Origin of the sequence: Thalassovita sp. (assembly GCF_034670005.1) — a bacterium.
In the GTDB taxonomy this organism is placed as follows: domain Bacteria; phylum Pseudomonadota; class Alphaproteobacteria; order Rhodobacterales; family Rhodobacteraceae; genus Thalassobius.
This window is the reverse complement of record NZ_JAXMOH010000006.1, coordinates 18,085-36,928: the sequence shown is the minus strand read 5'-3', so window position 1 is coordinate 36,928 and position 18,844 is coordinate 18,085. Positions and strand designations below refer to the sequence as shown.

Here is an 18,844-nt window from a genome sequence, read left to right as displayed (position 1 = left end):
ACCGGGTCCGGTAACGTTACCGCTTTCCCGCTTGCGTCTTTGTCCGATGTGTCGGACCATCCCGGACATGGGCAAAAAAGTTCTGCTGAAAGACGTTGCACTGCTCGCCGGGGTTAGTGACATGACCGCTTCGCGGGCGCTGCGCGGCGCATCGGACGTTTCCGGCGCGACCAAACAAAAGGTCGAGGAAGCCGCGCTGAGTTTGGACTATGTGCCAAATCGCATTGCCGGGGCATTGGCATCCCAGCGGGTCAATTTGGTTGGCGTAGTGGTGCCATCCCTGTCCAGTCAGGTGTTTCCGACGGTGTTATCGGGGATTTCCGACCGGCTGAACGGCAGCCCGCTAAAACCGGTGATCGGAGTATCGGGTTACGATCTGGACGAAGAAGAAGCGGTGATCCGCGAAATGTTAAGCTGGCGGCCGTCAGGATTGATCGTGGCCGGGTTGGAACATACCGATGCGGCGCGGCGAATGATGATGGCCGCAGATTGCCCGGTGATCGAAATAATGGATGTCGACGGCGACCCGGTCGCCCATTGTGTCGGCATATCCCATATTGAGGCCGGGCGCGCTATGGCCCGCGAAATCGTCAAGCGCGGCTACCGGCGGATCGGCATCGTCAGCACCCGCGCCACGCGCGATTTCCGCGCACACAAACGGATGGACGGGTTTCAGGCCGAACTTTCCGATCTGGGGCTGGAGCCGGAAGACAGCGTTTTCCATATCGGCGCGTCATCAGTCGAAACCGGTCGGCAGCTGACCGGCGAGATTCTGAACCGCAGCCCCGGTCTGGATTGCCTGTATTTTTCCAGCGACCTGATGACGATCGGGGCCTATATGCATTGTCTGGCCGAAGGCCTGTCGGTGCCCGGCGATATTGCGCTGGCGGGTTTCAACGATCTGGAAATGCTGCAGGGTCTGCCGCTGCAACTGGCCACCGCCGACGCGCATCGGTTCGAGATCGGCCAAAAGGCGGCCGCAATTGTTCTGGATTGTTATGACAGGCCCGGCGGAGAGGCGCGGACCGAAACCCTGCCGCCGACCATTCGCCCCGGACAATCGATTTAGACACTCAGACCTGCCCGGCGCGCAAGATGGTCCCGGCCCGGGCCAGATCGTCGGGTGTGTTGACGTTGAAAAACCATTGCGACGCCTGCGGGTCGTCAAAGACCGCCTCTGCCGCGCCTTGGGCATCGGCCCAGAGCATCATCTTACGTGCGCCCTGCTGCAATGCCGCACGCAGATCGTCGCGCAGATCGACCGGCCACAGACCAAAGGTCGGATGCAGCCGCCGGTTTTCAGCATCATCGCCCCGACCTGCGGGCGGAACCGGTCGATCACCTGTGTCAGCAATGGCTGCCCGGCCAAGGTCAACAGGCATTTGTCGCCGCAGCCCATGCGCCACGCCGATCCACCTGCCAAAATCACCCCGGGAATGCGCCCTGTCATCGCCCTGCCGTACCTGATTGCGGCTGCGCACCGTGGTTGGCAGAGAAACAGGTCGGCGCGCGGCTGGCAACGTCCGACATGGACAGTCGCCGGTCGCTATCTTAAGGTCGCGCCATGTCCGACCCGTTGGAAATTGATGCTTTGGGCCTGCTGTGCCCGCTGCCGGTTTTGCGCCTGCGCAAACGGATCGCGGGCCTTCCTGCGGGGTCGCGGGTCGCGCTTTTGGCCGACGATCCGGTCGCAGTGATCGACATCCCGCATTTCTGCAACGAAGCGGGGCATGAGTTTGTCAGCGCGGAAAAGCTGGACGGCCCCATACCCGAGGGACGGGTGCCGCAGCGGTATCTGCTGGTGACGGGGTAGCTTTGCCCCTCGCAACAGAGTGAGATCACTAATGGCGCGGCCCGTTCGCCCGGATCGCGCCAGTTTGAGGTTATGCACTCGACCTAGCGCAGCGCACCCTTTTCTGCGGCCTGCGCCGGAACCAACGCGCGCACGAGGTCTTTCATATGCAGGATGCCGACATCGACCCCATCCTTTTGCACCTTGAAATGATGCGTGGTGTCACCGCCCGACATCTGGATCAGCTTTTCCAGATTGTCATTCACATCAACAACGCCAGCAAATTCCGTTTCTCCGTTCAAAGGCGACATCACTGAGCGCACCCGCAGCACCCGGGCACGGTTGATGTCGCTGACGAAGTCTTCGATATACGGATCGTTGGGATTAAGCAGGATGTCCTGCGGTTCGCCCTGCTGCACCACATAGCCATCCTTCAGGATCACCAGGTGATCGGCCAGTTTAAGAGCCTCGTCCAGATCGTGGGTGATGAAGACGATGGTCTTTTGCAGTTCCTTTTGCAGTTCCAGCAGCAGGTCCTGCATGTCGGTGCGGATCAGCGGATCAAGCGCCGAGAACGCTTCGTCCATCAGCATGATGTCGCTGGCCGCCGCCAGCGCCCGGGCAATCCCGACCCGTTGCTGCATACCGCCCGACAGCTGATGCGGATAGTGATCCTCGTAACCGTCCAGCCCGACCCGGGCCAGCCAGGTCCGGCCATTGGTTTCCGCCGAGGCTTCGTCTTCGCCCCGGACCAGTCGCGGCATTCCGGCATTCTGCAACACCGTGCGATGCGGCAACAATGCGAATTTCTGGAACACCATCGACATTTTTTCGCGGCGAAGCTTGCGCAGCTGGTCTTCGTTGTAGTCCAGCACATTTTCACCATCGACGATGACTTCGCCGCTGGTCGGTTCGATCAACCGGTTGAGGTGCCGGATCAGGGTTGATTTCCCCGATCCCGATAGCCCCATGATCACGGTAATTTCCCCGGCCTGCATATCGACATTGATGTCCTGCAGGCCGAGCACATGGTTATAGGTGTCCAGCAGTTCGGGCTTGCCCATGCCGGCATGGACATGCGGTAACATCGATTTCGGGTCGGACCCGAAGATCTTGTACAACTTGCGGATCGAAATTTTGGGATCGTTGCTCATGTCCCTGTCCTTACCGCTTTTGCGTTACGTTGATGCGCCCGAGGGACGCCTTGGTCACCCGGTCCAGCAAGATTGCCAGCAACACGATGCCAAAGCCCGAGACCAGACCGACGCCCAATTCCAGATTACGAATACCGCGCAGCACAAGCACACCCAGACCGGGGGCGGACACCAGAGACGCGATCACAACCATTGCAAGGCTCATCATGATGGTTTGATTGACCCCGGCCATGATATTCGGCATCGCCAGCGGGATCTGCACCCCCCATAATTTCTGTCGGTCGGTCATGCCATAGGCATCGGCGGCTTCGATCACGTCCTGATCGACCAGCCGGATTCCCAGATCGGTCAGCCGGATCACCGGCACCACCGCATAAAGGATGATGGCGATACCGTAGAGTTTCGATTCCGTCACCGAGAACAGGAAGATCAGCGGGATCAGATAGACGAAGGTCGGCAAGGTCTGCAACATATCGAGCACCGGTAAGGACAGTCGTTGCAACGTGTTACTTCGCGACATGAGAATCCCTATGGGCACGCCCAGCAACACGCTGAACCCGGTACAGACGAAGATAATCGACAGGGTCTGAATCGCTGGCACGTAGTGATCGATAAAGGCCATGAAGAAGAAGGACATGGCAACGAAGACGATCAGGCCAATGGACCGCGTCGCGAACCAGACCGCGATCAGCAACAACGGGATGACCACGAACCACGGAATCGTTTCGAACAGCCACAGCGACCCATCCAAGGCCCAGCTCAGCGGTTGGGAAATCGGATCGAGAACCACTTTCAACGGGTTCTTGATTGTCAGGAACAATTGCTCGACCCAACTGGTCATGTCGCGGGTACGCGCCACCGCGTCACAGGACCGGTTCAATTCGTCAAGCGACGGGAACGGCGTGTCCCAGAAGGACACTGCCGGGGTCTCTCCTGCGGTTCCTGATGCTGTCTGACCAGACCTTGCCAGCAGCTGCGCCATGGTCATCGGTGCGTCAGTCTTGTTTTGCGAACACCAGTCCTGCAGACCCAATGTGTTGAACAGCCAATCATAGGTGGCCATGTCTTTCCCCCTGTTGTTTTTTTTGGCCGGGTCCAGCCCCGGCAATAACGAAGGGCGCCCGTTTGGGCGCCCTTCCCCCAGACCTGATTATTGTAACAGGCCCGAAAGTTTTTCCTTGGCGGCATCGTTGATCCAGGCGCCCCAGACATCCGGCCGCGTGGTCAGGAAATTCACCGTGGCCTCTTCGGTCGAGGCGGTGTTGGCCTCTTTCCATGCGAGGATACCGTTCATCTGCGCGTTGGTGAAAGACAGGTTTTTCATGAACGCCGCTTCCTCGGGATGGCTTTCGAGGAAGGCCGTGGTCACGATGGTCTTGACCGGGCTGACGGGATATTCCGATTTGCCGACACCGCGATCGGGGCATTCGGGATCGGAGTCACAAGCATGGACCTCGGCGTTGTATTCACCGAGATCGATCTTCACCATCGGGTATTTACCCAGGATCGCGGTCGGACCCCAGTAATAGCCGAACCAAGGTTCCTTGTTTTCAAATGCCGCCGCGATGGCAGAGGCAAGGGTTTCGCCGGACCCGTGCTGGAACACTTCGATACCGGCATCGACGACGCCGAACGCCTTGGTTTTGGAATCGTTGGCGCGCTGGCAGCCCCAGCCTTCGGGGCACTGGTGGAACCGGTTACCGACCAGTTCGGGGTTGGCAAGGATGCCTTCCAGCGTACCGGCTTCGGGATGTTCGTCGACGACGAATTTGGGCACCCACCAGCCTTCGACACCACCATCGGACAGGACATCGGTCAGCGTCGTAATTTTGCCTTCGGCTTCCAGTTTTTCGTAGGACGGCGCGCCGTTGATCCACAGCTCGGTCACGATGTCCGGTTCGCCGGTTTCGGCAACCGAGGCCAGCGCCGGAACTGTCGAGGACGGGATCATCTCGACAGTGCAGCCATAACCCTGTTCGAGAACGAACTTGGCCACGCCGGACACGACCTGACTTGAGGCCCAGTTCATTTCGGTCATGGTGATTTCGCCGCAATCGGCGGACGCGGCCCCGGCGGACAGAGCGATAGCCGCCGCAGCGGCGCCGTTTTTAAGAATTTTCTTCGACATCAAGATGCCTCCTCGTTGGATAGAATTAGGTTGATTTCGTTCCGTGCCCCGGACCCGACAGTCGGCAGGGGCGTTATCGGTGATTGGCTAGATCGGGAAGTTTCAAGCCTATGGCATGGGCTGACCAGTTGGGCGGAGTTCGATCACTCCACCACGCCACATCCCGGCATTTCTGCCGATGTTTCCGCCAGGCCGGGGAGAACGCTATTTGGTCGCTGCCTTGCACTGCGCCTCAAGGGAACATTATTTGACTCGGTGGTTCAAGAGCGTTGTTGTAGAAAGTTTTTTTCTGTCCCCGAGGAAAGTTACAGCCGTATTCGGCATCTTCCCCACTGCAATCAAATTGCCCCAACGTCAGCAGCACTGCCCCGCAATAAGCGTCTTGGCGTCCCTTCTTTGCGTCCCTCCTATGCCAGTCAAACATGCACACAGCGTTCAAGGTTTCACAGACCAAACTTCCCCTCTGCACGGAGTCAGACTGCCCGATTGAACACTACTGTCCAGGATAGCATACGACAAGAGAAGGTTTAAAAGCGACACAACTTGTCAAAACGCGACGCGCCTGCCGTTAGGGCGACGTGGTCTACGCTGCGACCCAATCGCAGAAGAACGTCAAGGCGTCGTCAAGATTGCGTTGCGCCTGTCGACTCAGCCCCTCTTTGACCTCGCCGAAGTCCTGACCGGTAATGCCAAGGACGAAAGCAGCGGGCGTGACATCGTAAAGAGTGCGGGCCAAGGTCAGCACCGCCTCGGGCGACAACGCGTGGCTGGTGATTTCGGCGTCAGTGACGGCGGCCGAGGCTTTGAACTGAAACGCCCCCTCATCCGCGATCAGCGCATCGGCAAAAACGACCCGATCGGCCCCGGCCACTGCCAGTGCATGATCGACCGTCAGCTGATAATCAATCATCACCCTGACCCCCGGCAGTGCAGCCCGTTCGATACGTTCGGCAAAGGCCGGACCCAGCCCATCATCGCCACGTCCGGGATTGCCATAGCCGATAAGCAGCATCAGCTGGCCCGCCGGTCCAGCAAACTGCCATCGAAATCGAACAGTTCAACCTGCAACGGCATCTGCCCCAGCGCGTGGGTGGCGCAGGACAGGCAGGGATCATAGGCGCGGATCGCAACCTCGATATGGTTCAGCATGCCTTCGGTAATCTGCGGCTGGCCGGACAGGTATTTCACCGCCACATCCTTGACTGCGCGGTTCATACCTTCGTTATTATGGGTGGTCGACACGATCAGGTTGCAATAGGTGACCTGATCGTTTTCATCGACCTGATAGTGATGGATCAGGTTGCCGCGTGGTGCCTCGAGCACGCCAATCCCTTCGGACCGACGTTCGCCGGTGGCGCGCAGATCGGTGCCTTGCAGGTCGGGATCGTGCAGTAATTCGTCAATCTTTTCGACGCAATGCAGGACCTCGATCATCCGGGCCCAGTGATTGGCCAGCACCGCATGTTGCGGCAATCCGTGATTGGTTGCCATCAGATCGGCGCGGGCGGCATCGGCCAGCGGGGTGTCGATGAAACTGGCGGTGTTCATCCGCGCCAGAGGGCCAACACGATACCAGCCATCGTCGGGGCCGAGATCCTTGATGAAGGGGAACTTCATATAAGACCACGACCGCACATCTTCGGTCAGCGCATCGTGATAGCGGCGGGTGTCGAGATGATCGAAAATCGTATCGCCATCCGAAGACAGCGCCCGCAGGTTGCCGTCATAAAGGTCCAGCGCGCCGTCGCCGTCACGCACCATCGACATGTAATGCGACGGGAAGGCCGCGAAACCCTGCACCAGTTCGACATTGTCCAGCATGTACCCCCGCGCCAACGCCAGCGCGTCCTGTGCCCACAGGCGCATATCGCCGATCTGCGCCAGCAACGCATCGCGGGTTTCGATGGGCAGATTTTTATTGATGCCGCCGGGAATAGCGCCAGTGCCGTGAATTTTCTTGCCCGCCGTGGCCTCAATGATGTCCTGACCGAATTTGCGCATCATGATGGCGCGGCGGCCCAGTTCGGGCTGATCCTTCAGCACCTCGAATATGTTGCGTTTTTCCGCCGGGGCACCGAAGCCGAACAACAGGTCCGGCGCGGCGAGATGGAAGAAATGCAAAACGTGGCTCTGCATCACTTGGCCGTAATGCATCAAACGGCGCATCTTTTCCGCCGTCGGCGGCAATTGATCGACGCCACAGATCATGTCCATCGCCTTGGCCGCCGCCAAGTGATGGCTGACCGGGCAGATACCGCAAAGCCGTTGCACGATCACCGGCACTTCCCACAGCAGACGGCCACGGATGAACCGTTCGAAGCCACGAAATTCAACGATATGCAACCGCGCCTCGTCGACTTGTCCCTCGGCATCGAGGTGGATGGTCACCTTGCCATGACCCTCGACCCGGGTGAGTGGCGAGATTTCGATCAGTCTTGGTTCCGTCATGTCATCATGTCCTAGTCAAACCTGATCTGTTCGCGCTCGAAGCCGTGGAACTTACCCGCCAGCAGCCCGGCAAGGGTTTCATAGATGACATCGCCCGACGGCGCGCAACCGGGGATGTTATAATCGATCTCGACCACCTCGGAACAGGGATAGACCTCGTCCAGCAACAAGGGCAAAGCCGGGTCGTTGGGCACCTGATGGGTGGTGTTGCGAATGTAGCGGCCGGTGATATAGGCCTCTTCAAGACATTCGCGCAGCGGCGCGTCGGAATGCATGATGGCGTTGCGCATCGCTGGCAACCCGCCCATGATCGCGCATTGGCCGATGGCGATCAGCACATCGCAATTGCGCCGGAAATCGCGCAGCACATGGACGTTTTCTTCATTGCAGCAGCCGCCCTCGATGATGCCGATATCGCAGCGCCGGGTGAACCGCTTGATGTCGGTCAGTGGCGAGCGGTCGACTTCGACCAGCTTCATCAGTTCGATCAGCCGCTCGTCGATGTCGAGGATCGCCATGTGACAGCCGAAACAACCCGCCAGCGAGGCGGTGGCAATCCGTGCCTTGCGCTGCTCAGTCACGCTTCTTCTCCTCGATCTCGTGGCCGATCAGGCCGGTGTCGAATTCGCGTTCGCCAATGGGAGTGGAAAAGCCGATCCCCTTGCGGATGATGCAGCCCACCGGGCAGACCTCTTTCGAGATGGCGAAATCGGTGATCGCGGCATCGGTATCGGCCAGGTCAGCGCCGTTCACCGCGACCCGGCGGTTGATTCCGCGCCCGACATAGCCGAACACGCCCTTGCCATCGACTTCCTCGCTGGCGCGAATGCAACGGCCGCAGGTGATGCAGCGATTGGTATCGAGCGCGATATCGGGATGGCTGGCATCCAACGGCCGACTGGGTTCGAGATAGGGAAACTTCGTCGGATGCGTCATGTCGAGCCGGTAAGCCATCGCCTGCAATTCGCAATTACCACTGGCCTCACAGATCGGGCACAGGTGATTGCCTTCGTGAAACAGCATTTCGACCAGATCGCGGCGCAGCTTGGTGATATGCGGGGTTTCATTTTCCACCGCTTGGTCCGGCTGTGCGGGCTGGGTGCAGGCGGACACGCTGCGCCCGCCCGCCTTGACGGTGCAGACCCGGCACGATCCCTGATGGCGCAACCCTTCGTGATCGCAAAGCCTCGGGATGTAGATGCCGGCGGCATCGGCGGCCTCCATGATGGTCTGGCCGTCCTTTGCCTCGACCTCGATTCCGTCGATGGTAAAGCTGAACCCGGTCATTTGCTGTAATCCTCGTCGAAAATTGTCGATCGGCGCTTGGCCAGATGGCGGGCGTCGTCGATGGCCGACTGAATGTCGAAACTGGCGCGGATACGGTCCTTGGACGGTTTGGCCGTCGCCGCGTAGACCAACGGGAAATTTTCCAGCGTGGTCAGGATCGGGTTGGGCGATGTGGTGCCCAGCCCGCAGCGGCTGGTTTCGATAATGGTGCCGGACAGATCCCTGAGGTACTCGATGTCCTCGGGATTGGCCAACCCCTTGCGGAACTTACCGATGGCACGCTGCAAGAACACGTTGCCGACCCGGCACGGCGTACAATAGCCGCAGCTTTCATGCACGAAAAACGACATATAATATTCGACGATTTCCAGGATATTGCGCTGTCCGTTGAAGACGATCACCGCGCCCCCCGTTGCCAGATCGTCGAAGCTGAGACAGCGGTCGAACTGATCGCGGGCGATCATGGTGCCCGACGGCCCGCCGACCGCCACCGCCGCCGCGTCTTCGCCCCCCGCCATCGCCAGCAATTCGCGCACCGAATGGCCGTAGGGCAATTCGTAGATGCCGGGATTGAGGCAGTCGCCCGACACGCTGAACAGCTTGGTGCCGTGACTGCCTTCATGGCCCATGTCGAAAAACCACTGCGCGCCTTGGTCTAGGATACGGGCGGCATGGCAGAAGGTTTCGACGTTATTGACCACCGTGGGCAACCCCAGATAGCCCTGCGTCACCGGAAAAGGCGGGCGCGTTTTCGGTTCCCCCGGCAACCCTTCACAAGACGAAATCAGCGCCCCTTCCTCGCCGCAGATATAAGCCCCTGCGCCAAGTTGCAGCCGGATGTCGAAATCGAACCCGTCCTGCCCCATGATCGCCTGCCCCAACAGGCCCTTTTCGCGGCGATCCTTTAGGGTTTCCTCGATCAATTCGCGCAGGTAAACATATTCACCGCGCAGATAAAGGATGCCTTCGTTTGCGCCGACGGCGCGGGCGGCGATGGTCATGCCTTCAATCAGCAGGTGCGGCCGTTCGGTCAGCAGAACCCGGTCCTTGAAGGTGCCCGGTTCGCCTTCGTCGGCGTTGCAGATGATGACGCGGCGATCGGCCCCGGCCCCGGCGGCAAAGCGCCATTTGCGCCCGGTGGTGAACCCCGCACCGCCGCAGCCGCGCAAGCCGCTGGCCTCAATCTCGTCGATGATCCGGTCCGGCGCCATGTCCAGCGCCTTTGCCAACCCGGCCCCGTCTGGCACCGGGCACAGCAGGGACGCCCCGGCATGGCGGATATTGTTTTTAACCTGACGGCTGGCACGCTCATGCGGGGTCATGCCGTCGAAGTCCTGCGAAATCAATTCTTCCGGTCTTTGTCCCGCCTGCAACAGCGCGACAATTTCGGCCGCCCGGTCCGGTGTCAGATTGGTCAGCACGATATCGTTGACCATCGCCGCCGGGGCCTGATCGCACAACCCGATACAGGGGGTGTATTCCAGCGACACCGCCCCGTCGGCGGAGGTTTCGCCGAGCTTGATGCCCAACCCTTCTTCGAACGCCGCCACAACCTGCGGCATACCCGCGAAACGGTCGATGATGTCGTCGCAAAGCCGGATCGTGACCCGGCCCCGGGGCTGCTGCGACAGGAAAGAATAAAAACTTGCCACGCCTTCGACTGCGATCCGGCTCAACCCGGTACGGTCGGCGATCATCTGCATCGTCTCGGGTGAAATCCAGCGGCATTCATCCTGCACCGAACGCAGAATATCGAGCATACGGTGAGGATCGTTGCCCACCGCGTCGCAAATTGCACCGATCAGCGCGGTTTGATCAGCGCGCGAAGGCTGGTTTGATCGTGTTTCCATGGTTCGGCCACCTTTGGTTCCGACGACAGGCCAACAGCTTTTGCCAGCGGAACACAAATCCGGCGGCAACAAAAGATGCGGTCAGGAAAAAGGCGAAGACCCGCCTGACCTGTTCCCCCAATGCCGCAAATTCCCGCGCTCAGCCCAGCCGTTCGGCAAGATAGGCCACCGCCTTGTCCAGCGTTTCGATCCTGGTGTAATCGGCTTCGGGAATGTCCACGCCGAGCCGTTCGTGCAGCGCCGTGACCAAGTTCAGGACATCCATGGAATCGAGTTCCAGATCGTCCTGAATGTGATCGTTACCGCCGACATCATCGGCGACGATATCGGGCGCAACCGAAGTCAGTTCTTCGAGAAAGGCAGTTCTAAGCTCGTCTTCGGTCATAAATCCTCCGGGCTTTGCAGCAATGTGTCGATTTGTTTCAGGAATTTCGCGCCACGGCGGCCATCGCTGACGCGGTGATCGGCGGCAAGCGTGACGTGGACGCACATGCGCGCCATCACCGCGCCGCCCACGACGCGCGGTGCTGGGCGCGGGGTGCCGAAGGCGACGATGGCCACCTGCGGCGGATAGATCACGGCGGTCATGCCGTCGACGCCGTTTTCGCCAAGACTGGACAGGGTGATTGTTCCGGCCGTCATTTCCGATCCCTTCAACCGGCCCGACCGCGCCCGCGCCACCAGATCGCGCATCGCCGCCATCAGTTGATCAAGCGGCAGCGAAGCGGCATCCATGATCGCCGGCGCAATCAGCCCGCCGCCGCGCAGCGCCACCGCGATTCCGGCATTGACGGTTTCCGACCGCTGGAAAGTACCGTCTATATATTGCCCGTTCATCCCTTTCACGCCCGCTGCGGCCAGCGCCATCGCCTTGACGAAAAGCGTGCCCATCAGGATGCGGCCCTCGGGTGGACAATCCGCATTTCGGGCACGCAACCAGTCGTCCGCGGCCTGCAGGTCGATTTCGTGTTCCAGATAGTAATGCGGGATTTCGTGTTTGGACCGTGTCATCGCCGCCGCGATGGCGTCGCGCATGGCATCCAGATCGAGCCCCTGCTTGGTCGGTTTGCGCTTGCCCGTCCCGGCCTGATCCACGTCGGCGAGAACAATGGCCCCGCCGGGGCCGGTCCCTGCCACACCCGACAGATCGACCCCGATTTCCGCCGCCCGCGCCCGTGCAGCAGGCGAGGCCGGGATTTCCCCTGCATCCGCCAACACGGGCGGCGGCGCGGCAAAGGGTTTCGCCGGTTGTTCTACGGTCGCGGGTTTGGGTTCGGGCATGGCGGCGGGCGCAGCCGCCTCCCCTTCGCCCCGGATCACCGCCAAGGGCGCGCCGACCGGGAATGTGCGTCCCAAGGCGGCGTCGATCCGTTCGACCACGCCGTCTTCGAAAATCTCGATCTCGATCGCGCCCTTCTGGGTTTCTACCACCGCCACCACGTCGCCGCGCTTGACCGTATCGCCCGGCCCCACCAGCCATTCGACCAGCTTGCCGTCCTCCATGTCGGCGCCGAGCGAGGGCATCTTGAACACGCCCATGGCTCAGCCCTTCCCGAGCGCGGATTTGACGGCGGCGACGATGCCGGGCACCTGCGGGATCGAGGCGTCTTCGAGATGTTTTGGATAGGGGATCGGGACCTCTTCCGCACAGACCCGGCCCACCGGCGCATCCATGCGCCAGAACGCCTGTTCATGGATCCGGGCGGCGATTTCCGCCGACAGCGATCCCGAGCGCCAACCTTCGTCCACGATCACCGCGCGGCGGGTGCGCGCGACCGAGGCGATGATGGTCGCGTCATCCAAGGGACGCAAAACGCGCAGGTCGATCACCTCGGCCTCGATCCCGTCCTTGGCCAGTTCTTCGGCCGCGTCCAATGTCTTGTACAGCGATCCGCCATAGGTGATCAGGCTCACATCCTTGCCCGGACGGCGGATCGCGGCACTGTCGATATCGACCGGCCCGGCCTTGGCGTCGATGTCCCCGGTCATGTTGTACAGCATCACGTTTTCGAAGATCAGCACCGGATCGGGATCGGCAAGCGCGGTCCACAGCATCCCGCGCGCATCCTCCAGCGTTGCAGGTGCCAACACGCGCAAACCCGGAATATGCGCGTACCAGCCTTCCAGCGAATGGGAATGCTGCGCCGCCAGCTGTTTGCCCGCGCCGGTGGCCATACGGATCACCAGCGGCACCCCGAACTGACCGGACGACATGTGCCGGATGGTAGCGGCGGTATTCATGATCTGGTCCAGCGCCAGCAGGCTGAAATTCACCGTCATCAGTTCCACGATGGGCCGCATCCCCATCGCAGCCGCACCGATACCGAATCCGGTGAAACCGGATTCCGACAGGGGCGTGTCGCGGATGCGGTCTTCACCGAATTCCGCCATCAACCCCTTGGACACAGCGTAGCAGCCGCCATAGGCACCGACGTCTTCGCCCATCAGGAACACGCCGTCGTCGCGGATCATCGCGTCGCGGATGCCCTGCTTGACCGCCTCGCGATAGGTCATTTCGACCGTTTCACCCGAGGGAACGGAAGGTGCCAGCGGTTCGGGCCGGTCCTCTGCCGTGACGTGGCGGGTGAGGTCGGTCAGCGGTTCCCAGTCGGATTTTTCCGCAAAATCCACCGCGTCGGAGATTTCCGCGTCGATCCGGGTTTCCAGATCGGCAACGTCGGTGTCGTGGATCAGCCCCGCACCCATCGCCCATGTCTGAAACCGGAGGATCGGCCCGCGTTTGCGCCAAACCTCGATCTCGGCCTTGTCGCGGTAAAGTTGAGCGTCGAACATGGAATGGGCCCGAAACCGGTAGGTGCGGCATTCCAGAAAATAGGGATGTGCGGTTTCGCGGATCGCCGCCAGCGCCCGGCGCGCCGCCGCTTCGACCGCGACCACGTCATTGCCGTCGACCACTTCGGACGGGATGCCGTAACTGGCGGCCTTCTGATGGATATCGGTCTGCGATTCCGAACGGTCCAGCGCAGTACCCATAGCGTAACCATTGTTTTCACAGATGAAAAGCGCGGGCACCTGCCACAGCTGTGCCAGGTTCATGGTTTCGTGAAATTCGCCCTCGGCCACCGCACCTTCACCGAAGAAACAGGCGGTGACCGCCCCGGTGTCCTGCATCCGGTCGCCCAGCGCCAGCCCGCCCGCCAAGGGCAGACCGCCGCCGACGATGGCATTGCCGCCATAGAAATTTGCAGCCTTGTCGAACAGGTGCATCGACCCGCCACGTCCGCCGGAACATCCCGTCACCTTACCGTACATTTCGGCCATCACGGCCTTCATTGATACGCCCCGGATCAGCGCATGACCGTGTTCGCGGTAGGTGGCGACGATCCGATCCTCGGGCGTCAAATTCCGGATGACGCCGGCAGCGATCGCTTCTTCGCCATCATAAAGATGCAGGAAACCACGGATTTTTTCCTGCGTATAAAGCTCGGCGCATTTGTCTTCGAACTTGCGTACGCGCAACATCGCGCCCAGCAGGTCCAAAACATGTTCGCGCGACAGGCGGATCTTGGAAGTCATGATTCATCCGTCTCCAATGTGGAAATATCGCCCTCGGGCAGACCCAGTTCGCGCGCCTTCAACAGACGCCGCATGATCTTGCCCGACCGGGTTTTCGGCAGGGTTTTGCGAAACACCACTTCACGCGGGGCCACGGCAGGGCCCAGTTTCTTGCGGGCATGGCCGCGAATGTCGCGTTCCAGTTCCTCGGACGGCTCGAACCCGGGGTTCAGCGACACATAGGCCTTGACCACTTCACCGGCGGTTTCGTCCGGCAGGCCGATCACCCCGGCCTCGGCCACCGCCGGGTGTTCGATCAGGGCGCTTTCGACTTCGAACGGGCCGATCAGGTGGCCGGACGATTTAATCAGGTCATCGGCGCGGCCAACAAACCAGAAATATCCCTCTGCATCCTGCATCGCCAGATCGCCGGACAGATACCAGCCATCGCGGAAGGTTTTGTCATAGCGCGCCTGTTCATGCAGATAGGCACGCATCATCGACGGCCAACCGGGACGCAGCGCCAATTCGCCAACCCGACCGGGGGCGCATTCGCGCACCGGGCTGGCATCGGTATCGACCACCGCCGCAGTGATCCCCGGCAACGGTTTGCCCATCGATCCCGGCTTGATATCCATCGCGGCCAGATTGGCGATCATGATGCCGCCGGTTTCGGTTTGCCACCAATTATCGTGGAACGGGTGGCCGAACACCTGTTTGCCCCAAACCACCGCTTCGGGGTTGAGCGGTTCGCCCACGCTGGCCAGAAATTTCAGATGCGAGAAATCGTAAGGTTCCGCCGCCCCGGCCCCGGCCCTCATCATCATTCGGATGGCGGTGGGGGCGGTGTACCAGATGTCGACCTTTTCGCGCTGCAACAGGCCGTACCACCGGTCCAGATCGAATTCGGCCTCATCCACCAGCATGGTGACACCGTTCACCAGCGGCGAAATGATCCCGTAGGACGTGCCCGTGACCCAACCGGGATCAGCAGTACACCAGTAAATGGCGCCGGGGCGCAGGTTCAGCGCGAAACGCCCGGTGGCGGCATGGGCATAAACCGCCTGATGCACATGCACTGCACCCTTGGGACGCCCGGTGGTGCCAGAGGTAAAATGGATCAGCGCCATGTCTTCGGGTCCTGTTGGCGCAACTTCGAAATCCGCCGAAGCCGCCGCCATCGCCGGACCCAATGCAACGCAGCCTTCCGGCGCCTCATCCACATCGACCAGGAACACCAGCTTCAGCGACGGGATGTCATCACGCCATTTGGCGATCTTGCGGCGGTAGATCGATTCCGTAGTGACCACTGCATTGGCTTCGCCAATTTCCATCCTTGTGCGGATCGGTTCGGGCCCGAAGGCGGAAAACAGAGGCGAAAACACCAGCCCTGCCTTCAACGTGCCAAGGGCTGCGATATAGAGTTCGGGCTTGCGGCCCATCAGCGAATAAAGCCGGTCACCGGATTCCAGCCCGTGATCGCGCAGTACATTGGCAAAACGCGCGGTGGCACGGGTCAGATCGGCATAGGTAAAATCAAGGCTGCCGCCATCCTTGCCGAACCAGCGCAACGCCAGCCGGTCGCCATCCCCATGCACCACATGCCGGTCCAGCGCTTCGTAAGCAATGTTCAGACCGCCGTCGGGCAGACCATCAAGCATGTCCGCCGCCCGATCCCATGTGAATTCGGACCGTGCCTTGTCTGGATCGGCTAAGGCGGCAAACCCGCGTTCATCCTCGGTTTTCGCAATGGTATCCCATGTCATTCGGCCATCCTCCCGCGCCTCAGGATAGGGCCGTTTTGAACGGCGCGACCATGATTCAAGTCAAGGTGGCGTCGGCTTAATCCTTGTTCCCGCGATGGCGCCCCCGGATCAGCCGCAGCGATTTGAGCGCTTCGGGCACCACCACCAGCGGCACACACAGGATCGCGATCATCTGCCAATGCTCCCACCCCAATGGCGCGGTGCGCAGAACCGTCTGCAACGGCGTCCAATAAACCGCTGCGATCTGGGCGCAGATCATCAGGATCAGCGCAACGATCAGCTTGGGATTGGAAAACCAACCCAGTCGCCAACAGGGTTGGGTAAAGGACCGGAAGGCAAAGACGCTGAGTTTCTCGAACATCACCATACCGGTAAAGGCCGCTGTTCGGGCCACCACATCGCCCTCGGCAGCAAAGGCATAGAACAGGTAGAGGCTGGCCGATCCGGTATAGCTGCCGAAGGCCAGAATCAGACCCGCCGCTGTCCAGTCCATGATCCCCTGTTTCGCGGGGCGTGGCGGTTCAGTCATTTGGTCGGGCGTTCCGGGTTCCAGCCCGAGCGCAAGCGCCGTGACCCCGTCGGTGACAAGGTTCATCCACAGGATCTGCGTCGGCAGGTAAATCAATGGCCCGCCCAGAGCCAGATTGGACAGGATCGCGATCACCTCGCCCGCGTTCGAGGCCAGCAGGTAACGCACGAAGCGCCGGATATTGGCAAACTGACGGCGGCCTTCGCGGATGGCGCGCACCAAGGTCGCGAAATTGTCGTCAAGCAGCACCAGATCGGCGGCATCCTTGGACACGTCGGTGCCGCGAATGCCCATGGCGACGCCGACATCGGCCTGTTTCAGGGCGGGGGCGTCATTCACCCCGTCACCGGTCATCGCCACGATGCGGCCTTCGGATTGCAGCAGCCCGACCAGCCGCATTTTGTGTTCCGGCGCGGTACGGGCGAACAGTACCTGCTGTGACAACAGCGCCCGCAAGCTGTCGTCATCCATCGTTTTCAGTTCAGCCCCGGTGACCGCACGATCGACTGGCAGGCCCAGCACATCGGCGATGGCGCGGGCAGTGCGCGGGCTGTCGCCGGTAATCATGATGACACGGATACCGGCGCTCCGGCAGGCCCGGATTGCCTGCCCGACCTCGGGGCGTGGCGGGTCGATCATGCCGACCAGCCCGATAAATTCCAACTCCGCCTCGGGCGCTTCGGCCTCGGTCACTTCGCGCCGCGCCAGCGCGATCACCCGCAGACCCCGGTCGGCCATCTTGGCATAAACCGAATGAATCTCATCGCGCACAGTTTCGGTCAGGGGCGCGGCGCCGTCGGGACCGCGCCAGTGACTGCACACTTCAAGCAAATGTTCCGGTGCGCCCTTGGCCAGTTGGACCAGCCGGTCATCTTGCCACCGCACCATGCTCATCCGTTTGCGTTCGGACGAAAACGGGATTTCGGCCAAAGGCGCGGCCGTTGGCATCGGAGTCCAGCCCTTATAGGCAAAGGTCACCAACGCCCCTTCTGTCGGATCGCCCACCATGTGCCATTTCCCGTCTTCGTGATACAGGCTGGCATGGCTGCAGCCCGCCATCACGTCCAGAGCAGCGCTGAGATCAGGGTCTTCGCCATGGCGCAAGGGCCGGTCGTCCAGCAAAATGCGCCCGGCAGGGTCATAGCCGGTGCCCAGCGCCGCGTAATGCCGCCCGGCGATCCACAGCGTTTCGCCGGTCATCATGTTTTCGGTCAGGGTGCCGGTTTTATCGGTGCAGATAACCGAGGCCGATCCCAGCGTTTCGATCGCCTGCAGCCGCCGCGCCAGCGCCTTTTGCCGGACCATAGCGGCTGCCCCCAGCGCCAAGCTGATCGTGACCACCGCCGGCAGGCCTTCGGGCACCACCGCCACGGCCATGGACAGGCCGGTCATCAGCATATCGAGCGCGTCACGCCCGGCCAGAATGCCGACCACGGCAATCACCGCCCCCAGAACCAGCGCGGCAATGCCCAACTGTGCCCCCAACCGGCCCAGTTGCCGCGACAGGTTGGTTTCCTTTTCACCGACCGAACCGGTCAGCGTGGCGATCTTGCCAAAGGCGGTATCGGCGCCTGTCGCGGTGACCACCGCTTCGGCCCTGCCCGCCACCGCCAAGGTCCCCATCATCACCGTGTCGCAGGACGGGTCGCGATCGGATTTCGCCACCGGGATCGATTCCCCGGTCAACACGCTTTCATCAATTCTGAGTTCCAGCGCCGATTGCAGCCGGGCATCGGCGGGCACCTGATCGCCCGCATCCAGCAGCACCAGATCGCCGGGCACGATATCGCGGCTGTCGATATCCATCGGGTGCCCGTCGCGGATCACCCGCGCCCGGCCCACCAGCATTTCACGCAGTGCCGTCAGCGCGGTTTCCGCCCGCCATTCCTGCACAAAGCCCAACACACCATTCAGAACCACCACCATCCCGATTGCCACGCTGTCGACCCATTCGCCCACCGCCAAAGCCACCAGAGCGGCGGCAATCAACAACAGAACCAACAGGCCAGTGAACTGACGCAGAAAGATTTTCCAAGCCGGGGTCAAATGGGATTCGCCCACGACATTGCGGCCATGAAGTTGAAGTCGCCGCGACGCTTCGGCGCTGGTCAGGCCAATAGCCGGATCAGGCGATTTATCGATTTGCATCTTTACTCCGATACCCTGCTCGCATTGCGGCAGTGTTTATCGAAATGATCCAGAGTACGTTGAGGCAGATCAACGATGAGGGGATTTATTTGGAATGCGCGCCCGATCATTCCGCCCCTCTGGCCAAATCATCATACGGGAACAGCGGGCCAGAATGTAATGGTGGCGCATATCCACGTTTTATCGGACGACATCACCTTCCTGTACACATGGCGCAGGAGGCTTT

At 61.0% G+C, this 18,844-nt stretch carries 17 protein-coding genes; 2 read left to right on the top strand and 15 right to left on the bottom strand.

The genetic code is table 11. The features are described from left to right. Nucleotides 1-67 precede the first annotated feature (67 nt). Nucleotides 68-1,069 (top strand): LacI family DNA-binding transcriptional regulator, encoded by a 1,002-nt coding sequence (locus VOI23_RS11935; RefSeq protein WP_323785054.1) that lies wholly within the window; start codon nucleotides 68-70, stop codon nucleotides 1,067-1,069. A gap of 4 nt (nucleotides 1,070-1,073) precedes the next feature. On the opposite strand, the gene VOI23_RS18570 is transcribed toward VOI23_RS11935, so the two are convergent. Together VOI23_RS18570 and VOI23_RS18565 are read right to left on the bottom strand one after the other, a co-directional pair. Continuing rightward, nucleotides 1,074-1,211: a hypothetical protein gene (locus VOI23_RS18570; protein WP_416376526.1), complete on the bottom strand. Its 138-nt coding sequence runs from the start codon at nucleotides 1,209-1,211 to the stop codon at nucleotides 1,074-1,076. Beyond that, a complete protein-coding gene (locus VOI23_RS18565; protein ID WP_416376531.1) occupies nucleotides 1,208-1,399 on the bottom strand; it encodes a hypothetical protein in 192 nt (63 codons plus the stop codon). Before VOI23_RS18565 ends, VOI23_RS18570 begins: the two co-directional genes overlap by 4 nt. A 165-nt stretch (nucleotides 1,400-1,564) precedes the next feature. Here VOI23_RS18565 and VOI23_RS11925 point away from each other — a divergent pair, with 165 nt between their 5' ends. Beyond that, a complete protein-coding gene (locus tag VOI23_RS11925; RefSeq protein WP_323785053.1) occupies nucleotides 1,565-1,813 on the top strand; it encodes a sulfurtransferase TusA family protein in 249 nt (82 codons plus the stop codon). 83 nt (nucleotides 1,814-1,896) lie between these two features. On the opposite strand, the gene VOI23_RS11920 is transcribed toward VOI23_RS11925, so the two are convergent. From VOI23_RS11920 to VOI23_RS11860, 13 genes are all read right to left on the bottom strand, one after another. Continuing rightward, nucleotides 1,897-2,946 carry a betaine/proline/choline family ABC transporter ATP-binding protein gene (locus VOI23_RS11920; RefSeq protein WP_323785051.1) on the bottom strand — a complete coding sequence of 350 codons (1,050 nt, stop codon included), beginning with the start codon at nucleotides 2,944-2,946 and terminating at the stop codon, nucleotides 1,897-1,899. A gap of 10 nt (nucleotides 2,947-2,956) precedes the next feature. After that, a complete protein-coding gene (locus VOI23_RS11915; RefSeq protein ID WP_323785050.1) occupies nucleotides 2,957-4,009 on the bottom strand; it encodes an ABC transporter permease in 1,053 nt (350 codons plus the stop codon). A gap of 87 nt (nucleotides 4,010-4,096) precedes the next feature. Beyond that, nucleotides 4,097-5,074 carry an ABC transporter substrate-binding protein gene (locus VOI23_RS11910; RefSeq protein WP_323785049.1) on the bottom strand — a complete coding sequence of 326 codons (978 nt, stop codon included), beginning with the start codon at nucleotides 5,072-5,074 and terminating at the stop codon, nucleotides 4,097-4,099. Nucleotides 5,075-5,657: 583 nt separating this feature from the next. Beyond that, nucleotides 5,658-6,086: a hydrogenase maturation protease gene (locus tag VOI23_RS11905; RefSeq protein ID WP_323785048.1), complete on the bottom strand. Its 429-nt coding sequence runs from the start codon at nucleotides 6,084-6,086 to the stop codon at nucleotides 5,658-5,660. After that, entirely contained in the window at nucleotides 6,086-7,522 is a 1,437-nt protein-coding gene (locus tag VOI23_RS11900; protein ID WP_323785047.1) for a Ni/Fe hydrogenase subunit alpha, read from the bottom strand. The genes VOI23_RS11905 and VOI23_RS11900 overlap by 1 nt, the downstream gene beginning before the upstream one ends. 11 nt (nucleotides 7,523-7,533) lie before the next feature. Next, nucleotides 7,534-8,103 (bottom strand): NADP oxidoreductase, encoded by a 570-nt coding sequence (locus VOI23_RS11895; RefSeq protein ID WP_323785045.1) that lies wholly within the window; start codon nucleotides 8,101-8,103, stop codon nucleotides 7,534-7,536. Next, the gene (locus VOI23_RS11890) at nucleotides 8,096-8,809 is read right to left on the bottom strand and encodes a 2Fe-2S iron-sulfur cluster-binding protein (RefSeq protein WP_323785044.1); all 714 of its coding nucleotides are present in this window, start codon (nucleotides 8,807-8,809) and stop codon (nucleotides 8,096-8,098) included. The genes VOI23_RS11895 and VOI23_RS11890 overlap by 8 nt, the downstream gene beginning before the upstream one ends. Beyond that, a complete protein-coding gene (locus tag VOI23_RS11885; RefSeq protein WP_323785043.1) occupies nucleotides 8,806-10,659 on the bottom strand; it encodes an NAD(P)H-dependent oxidoreductase subunit E in 1,854 nt (617 codons plus the stop codon). Before VOI23_RS11885 ends, VOI23_RS11890 begins: the two co-directional genes overlap by 4 nt. Nucleotides 10,660-10,798: 139 nt before the next feature. Continuing rightward, nucleotides 10,799-11,044 carry an acyl carrier protein gene (locus VOI23_RS11880; protein ID WP_323785042.1) on the bottom strand — a complete coding sequence of 82 codons (246 nt, stop codon included), beginning with the start codon at nucleotides 11,042-11,044 and terminating at the stop codon, nucleotides 10,799-10,801. Beyond that, complete coding sequence (locus VOI23_RS11875) at nucleotides 11,041-12,198, bottom strand: dihydrolipoamide acetyltransferase family protein (RefSeq protein ID WP_323785040.1); 1,158 nt, start codon at nucleotides 12,196-12,198, stop codon at nucleotides 11,041-11,043. The genes VOI23_RS11880 and VOI23_RS11875 overlap by 4 nt, the downstream gene beginning before the upstream one ends. Before the next feature lie 3 nt (nucleotides 12,199-12,201). Continuing rightward, a complete protein-coding gene (gene pdhA, locus VOI23_RS11870; protein ID WP_323785039.1) occupies nucleotides 12,202-14,196 on the bottom strand; it encodes a pyruvate dehydrogenase (acetyl-transferring) E1 component subunit alpha in 1,995 nt (664 codons plus the stop codon). Then, entirely contained in the window at nucleotides 14,193-15,941 is a 1,749-nt protein-coding gene (acsA, locus tag VOI23_RS11865; protein WP_323785038.1) for an acetate--CoA ligase, read from the bottom strand. The genes pdhA and acsA overlap by 4 nt, the downstream gene beginning before the upstream one ends. Nucleotides 15,942-16,017: 76 nt before the next feature. Continuing rightward, on the bottom strand, nucleotides 16,018-18,618 hold the full coding sequence (locus tag VOI23_RS11860; RefSeq protein WP_323785037.1) for a cation-translocating P-type ATPase: 2,601 nt from the start codon (nucleotides 18,616-18,618) through the stop codon (nucleotides 16,018-16,020). Nucleotides 18,619-18,844: the final 226 nt, after the last annotated feature.

Excerpts from the sequence above, each read along its gene's own strand:
- VOI23_RS11925 (WP_323785053.1), top strand. The coding sequence starts at position 1,565 with ATGTCCGACCCGTTGGAAATTGATGCTTTGGGCCTGCTGTGCCCGCTG.
- VOI23_RS11920 (WP_323785051.1), bottom strand. The coding sequence starts at position 2,946 with ATGAGCAACGATCCCAAAATTTCGATCCGCAAGTTGTACAAGATCTTC.
- VOI23_RS18570 (WP_416376526.1), bottom strand. The coding sequence starts at position 1,211 with ATGATGCTCTGGGCCGATGCCCAAGGCGCGGCAGAGGCGGTCTTTGAC.
- pdhA (WP_323785039.1), bottom strand. The coding sequence starts at position 14,196 with ATGACTTCCAAGATCCGCCTGTCGCGCGAACATGTTTTGGACCTGCTG.
- VOI23_RS11860 (WP_323785037.1), bottom strand. The coding sequence starts at position 18,618 with ATGCAAATCGATAAATCGCCTGATCCGGCTATTGGCCTGACCAGCGCC.
- VOI23_RS11890 (WP_323785044.1), bottom strand. The coding sequence starts at position 8,809 with ATGACCGGGTTCAGCTTTACCATCGACGGAATCGAGGTCGAGGCAAAG.
- VOI23_RS11900 (WP_323785047.1), bottom strand. The coding sequence starts at position 7,522 with ATGACGGAACCAAGACTGATCGAAATCTCGCCACTCACCCGGGTCGAG.
- VOI23_RS11875 (WP_323785040.1), bottom strand. The coding sequence starts at position 12,198 with ATGGGCGTGTTCAAGATGCCCTCGCTCGGCGCCGACATGGAGGACGGC.
- VOI23_RS11885 (WP_323785043.1), bottom strand. The coding sequence starts at position 10,659 with ATGGAAACACGATCAAACCAGCCTTCGCGCGCTGATCAAACCGCGCTG.
- VOI23_RS11905 (WP_323785048.1), bottom strand. The coding sequence starts at position 6,086 with ATGCTGCTTATCGGCTATGGCAATCCCGGACGTGGCGATGATGGGCTG.
- VOI23_RS11880 (WP_323785042.1), bottom strand. The coding sequence starts at position 11,044 with ATGACCGAAGACGAGCTTAGAACTGCCTTTCTCGAAGAACTGACTTCG.
- acsA (WP_323785038.1), bottom strand. The coding sequence starts at position 15,941 with ATGACATGGGATACCATTGCGAAAACCGAGGATGAACGCGGGTTTGCC.
- VOI23_RS11935 (WP_323785054.1), top strand. The coding sequence starts at position 68 with ATGGGCAAAAAAGTTCTGCTGAAAGACGTTGCACTGCTCGCCGGGGTT.
- VOI23_RS11910 (WP_323785049.1), bottom strand. The coding sequence starts at position 5,074 with ATGTCGAAGAAAATTCTTAAAAACGGCGCCGCTGCGGCGGCTATCGCT.
- VOI23_RS11915 (WP_323785050.1), bottom strand. The coding sequence starts at position 4,009 with ATGGCCACCTATGATTGGCTGTTCAACACATTGGGTCTGCAGGACTGG.
- VOI23_RS18565 (WP_416376531.1), bottom strand. The coding sequence starts at position 1,399 with ATGGGCTGCGGCGACAAATGCCTGTTGACCTTGGCCGGGCAGCCATTG.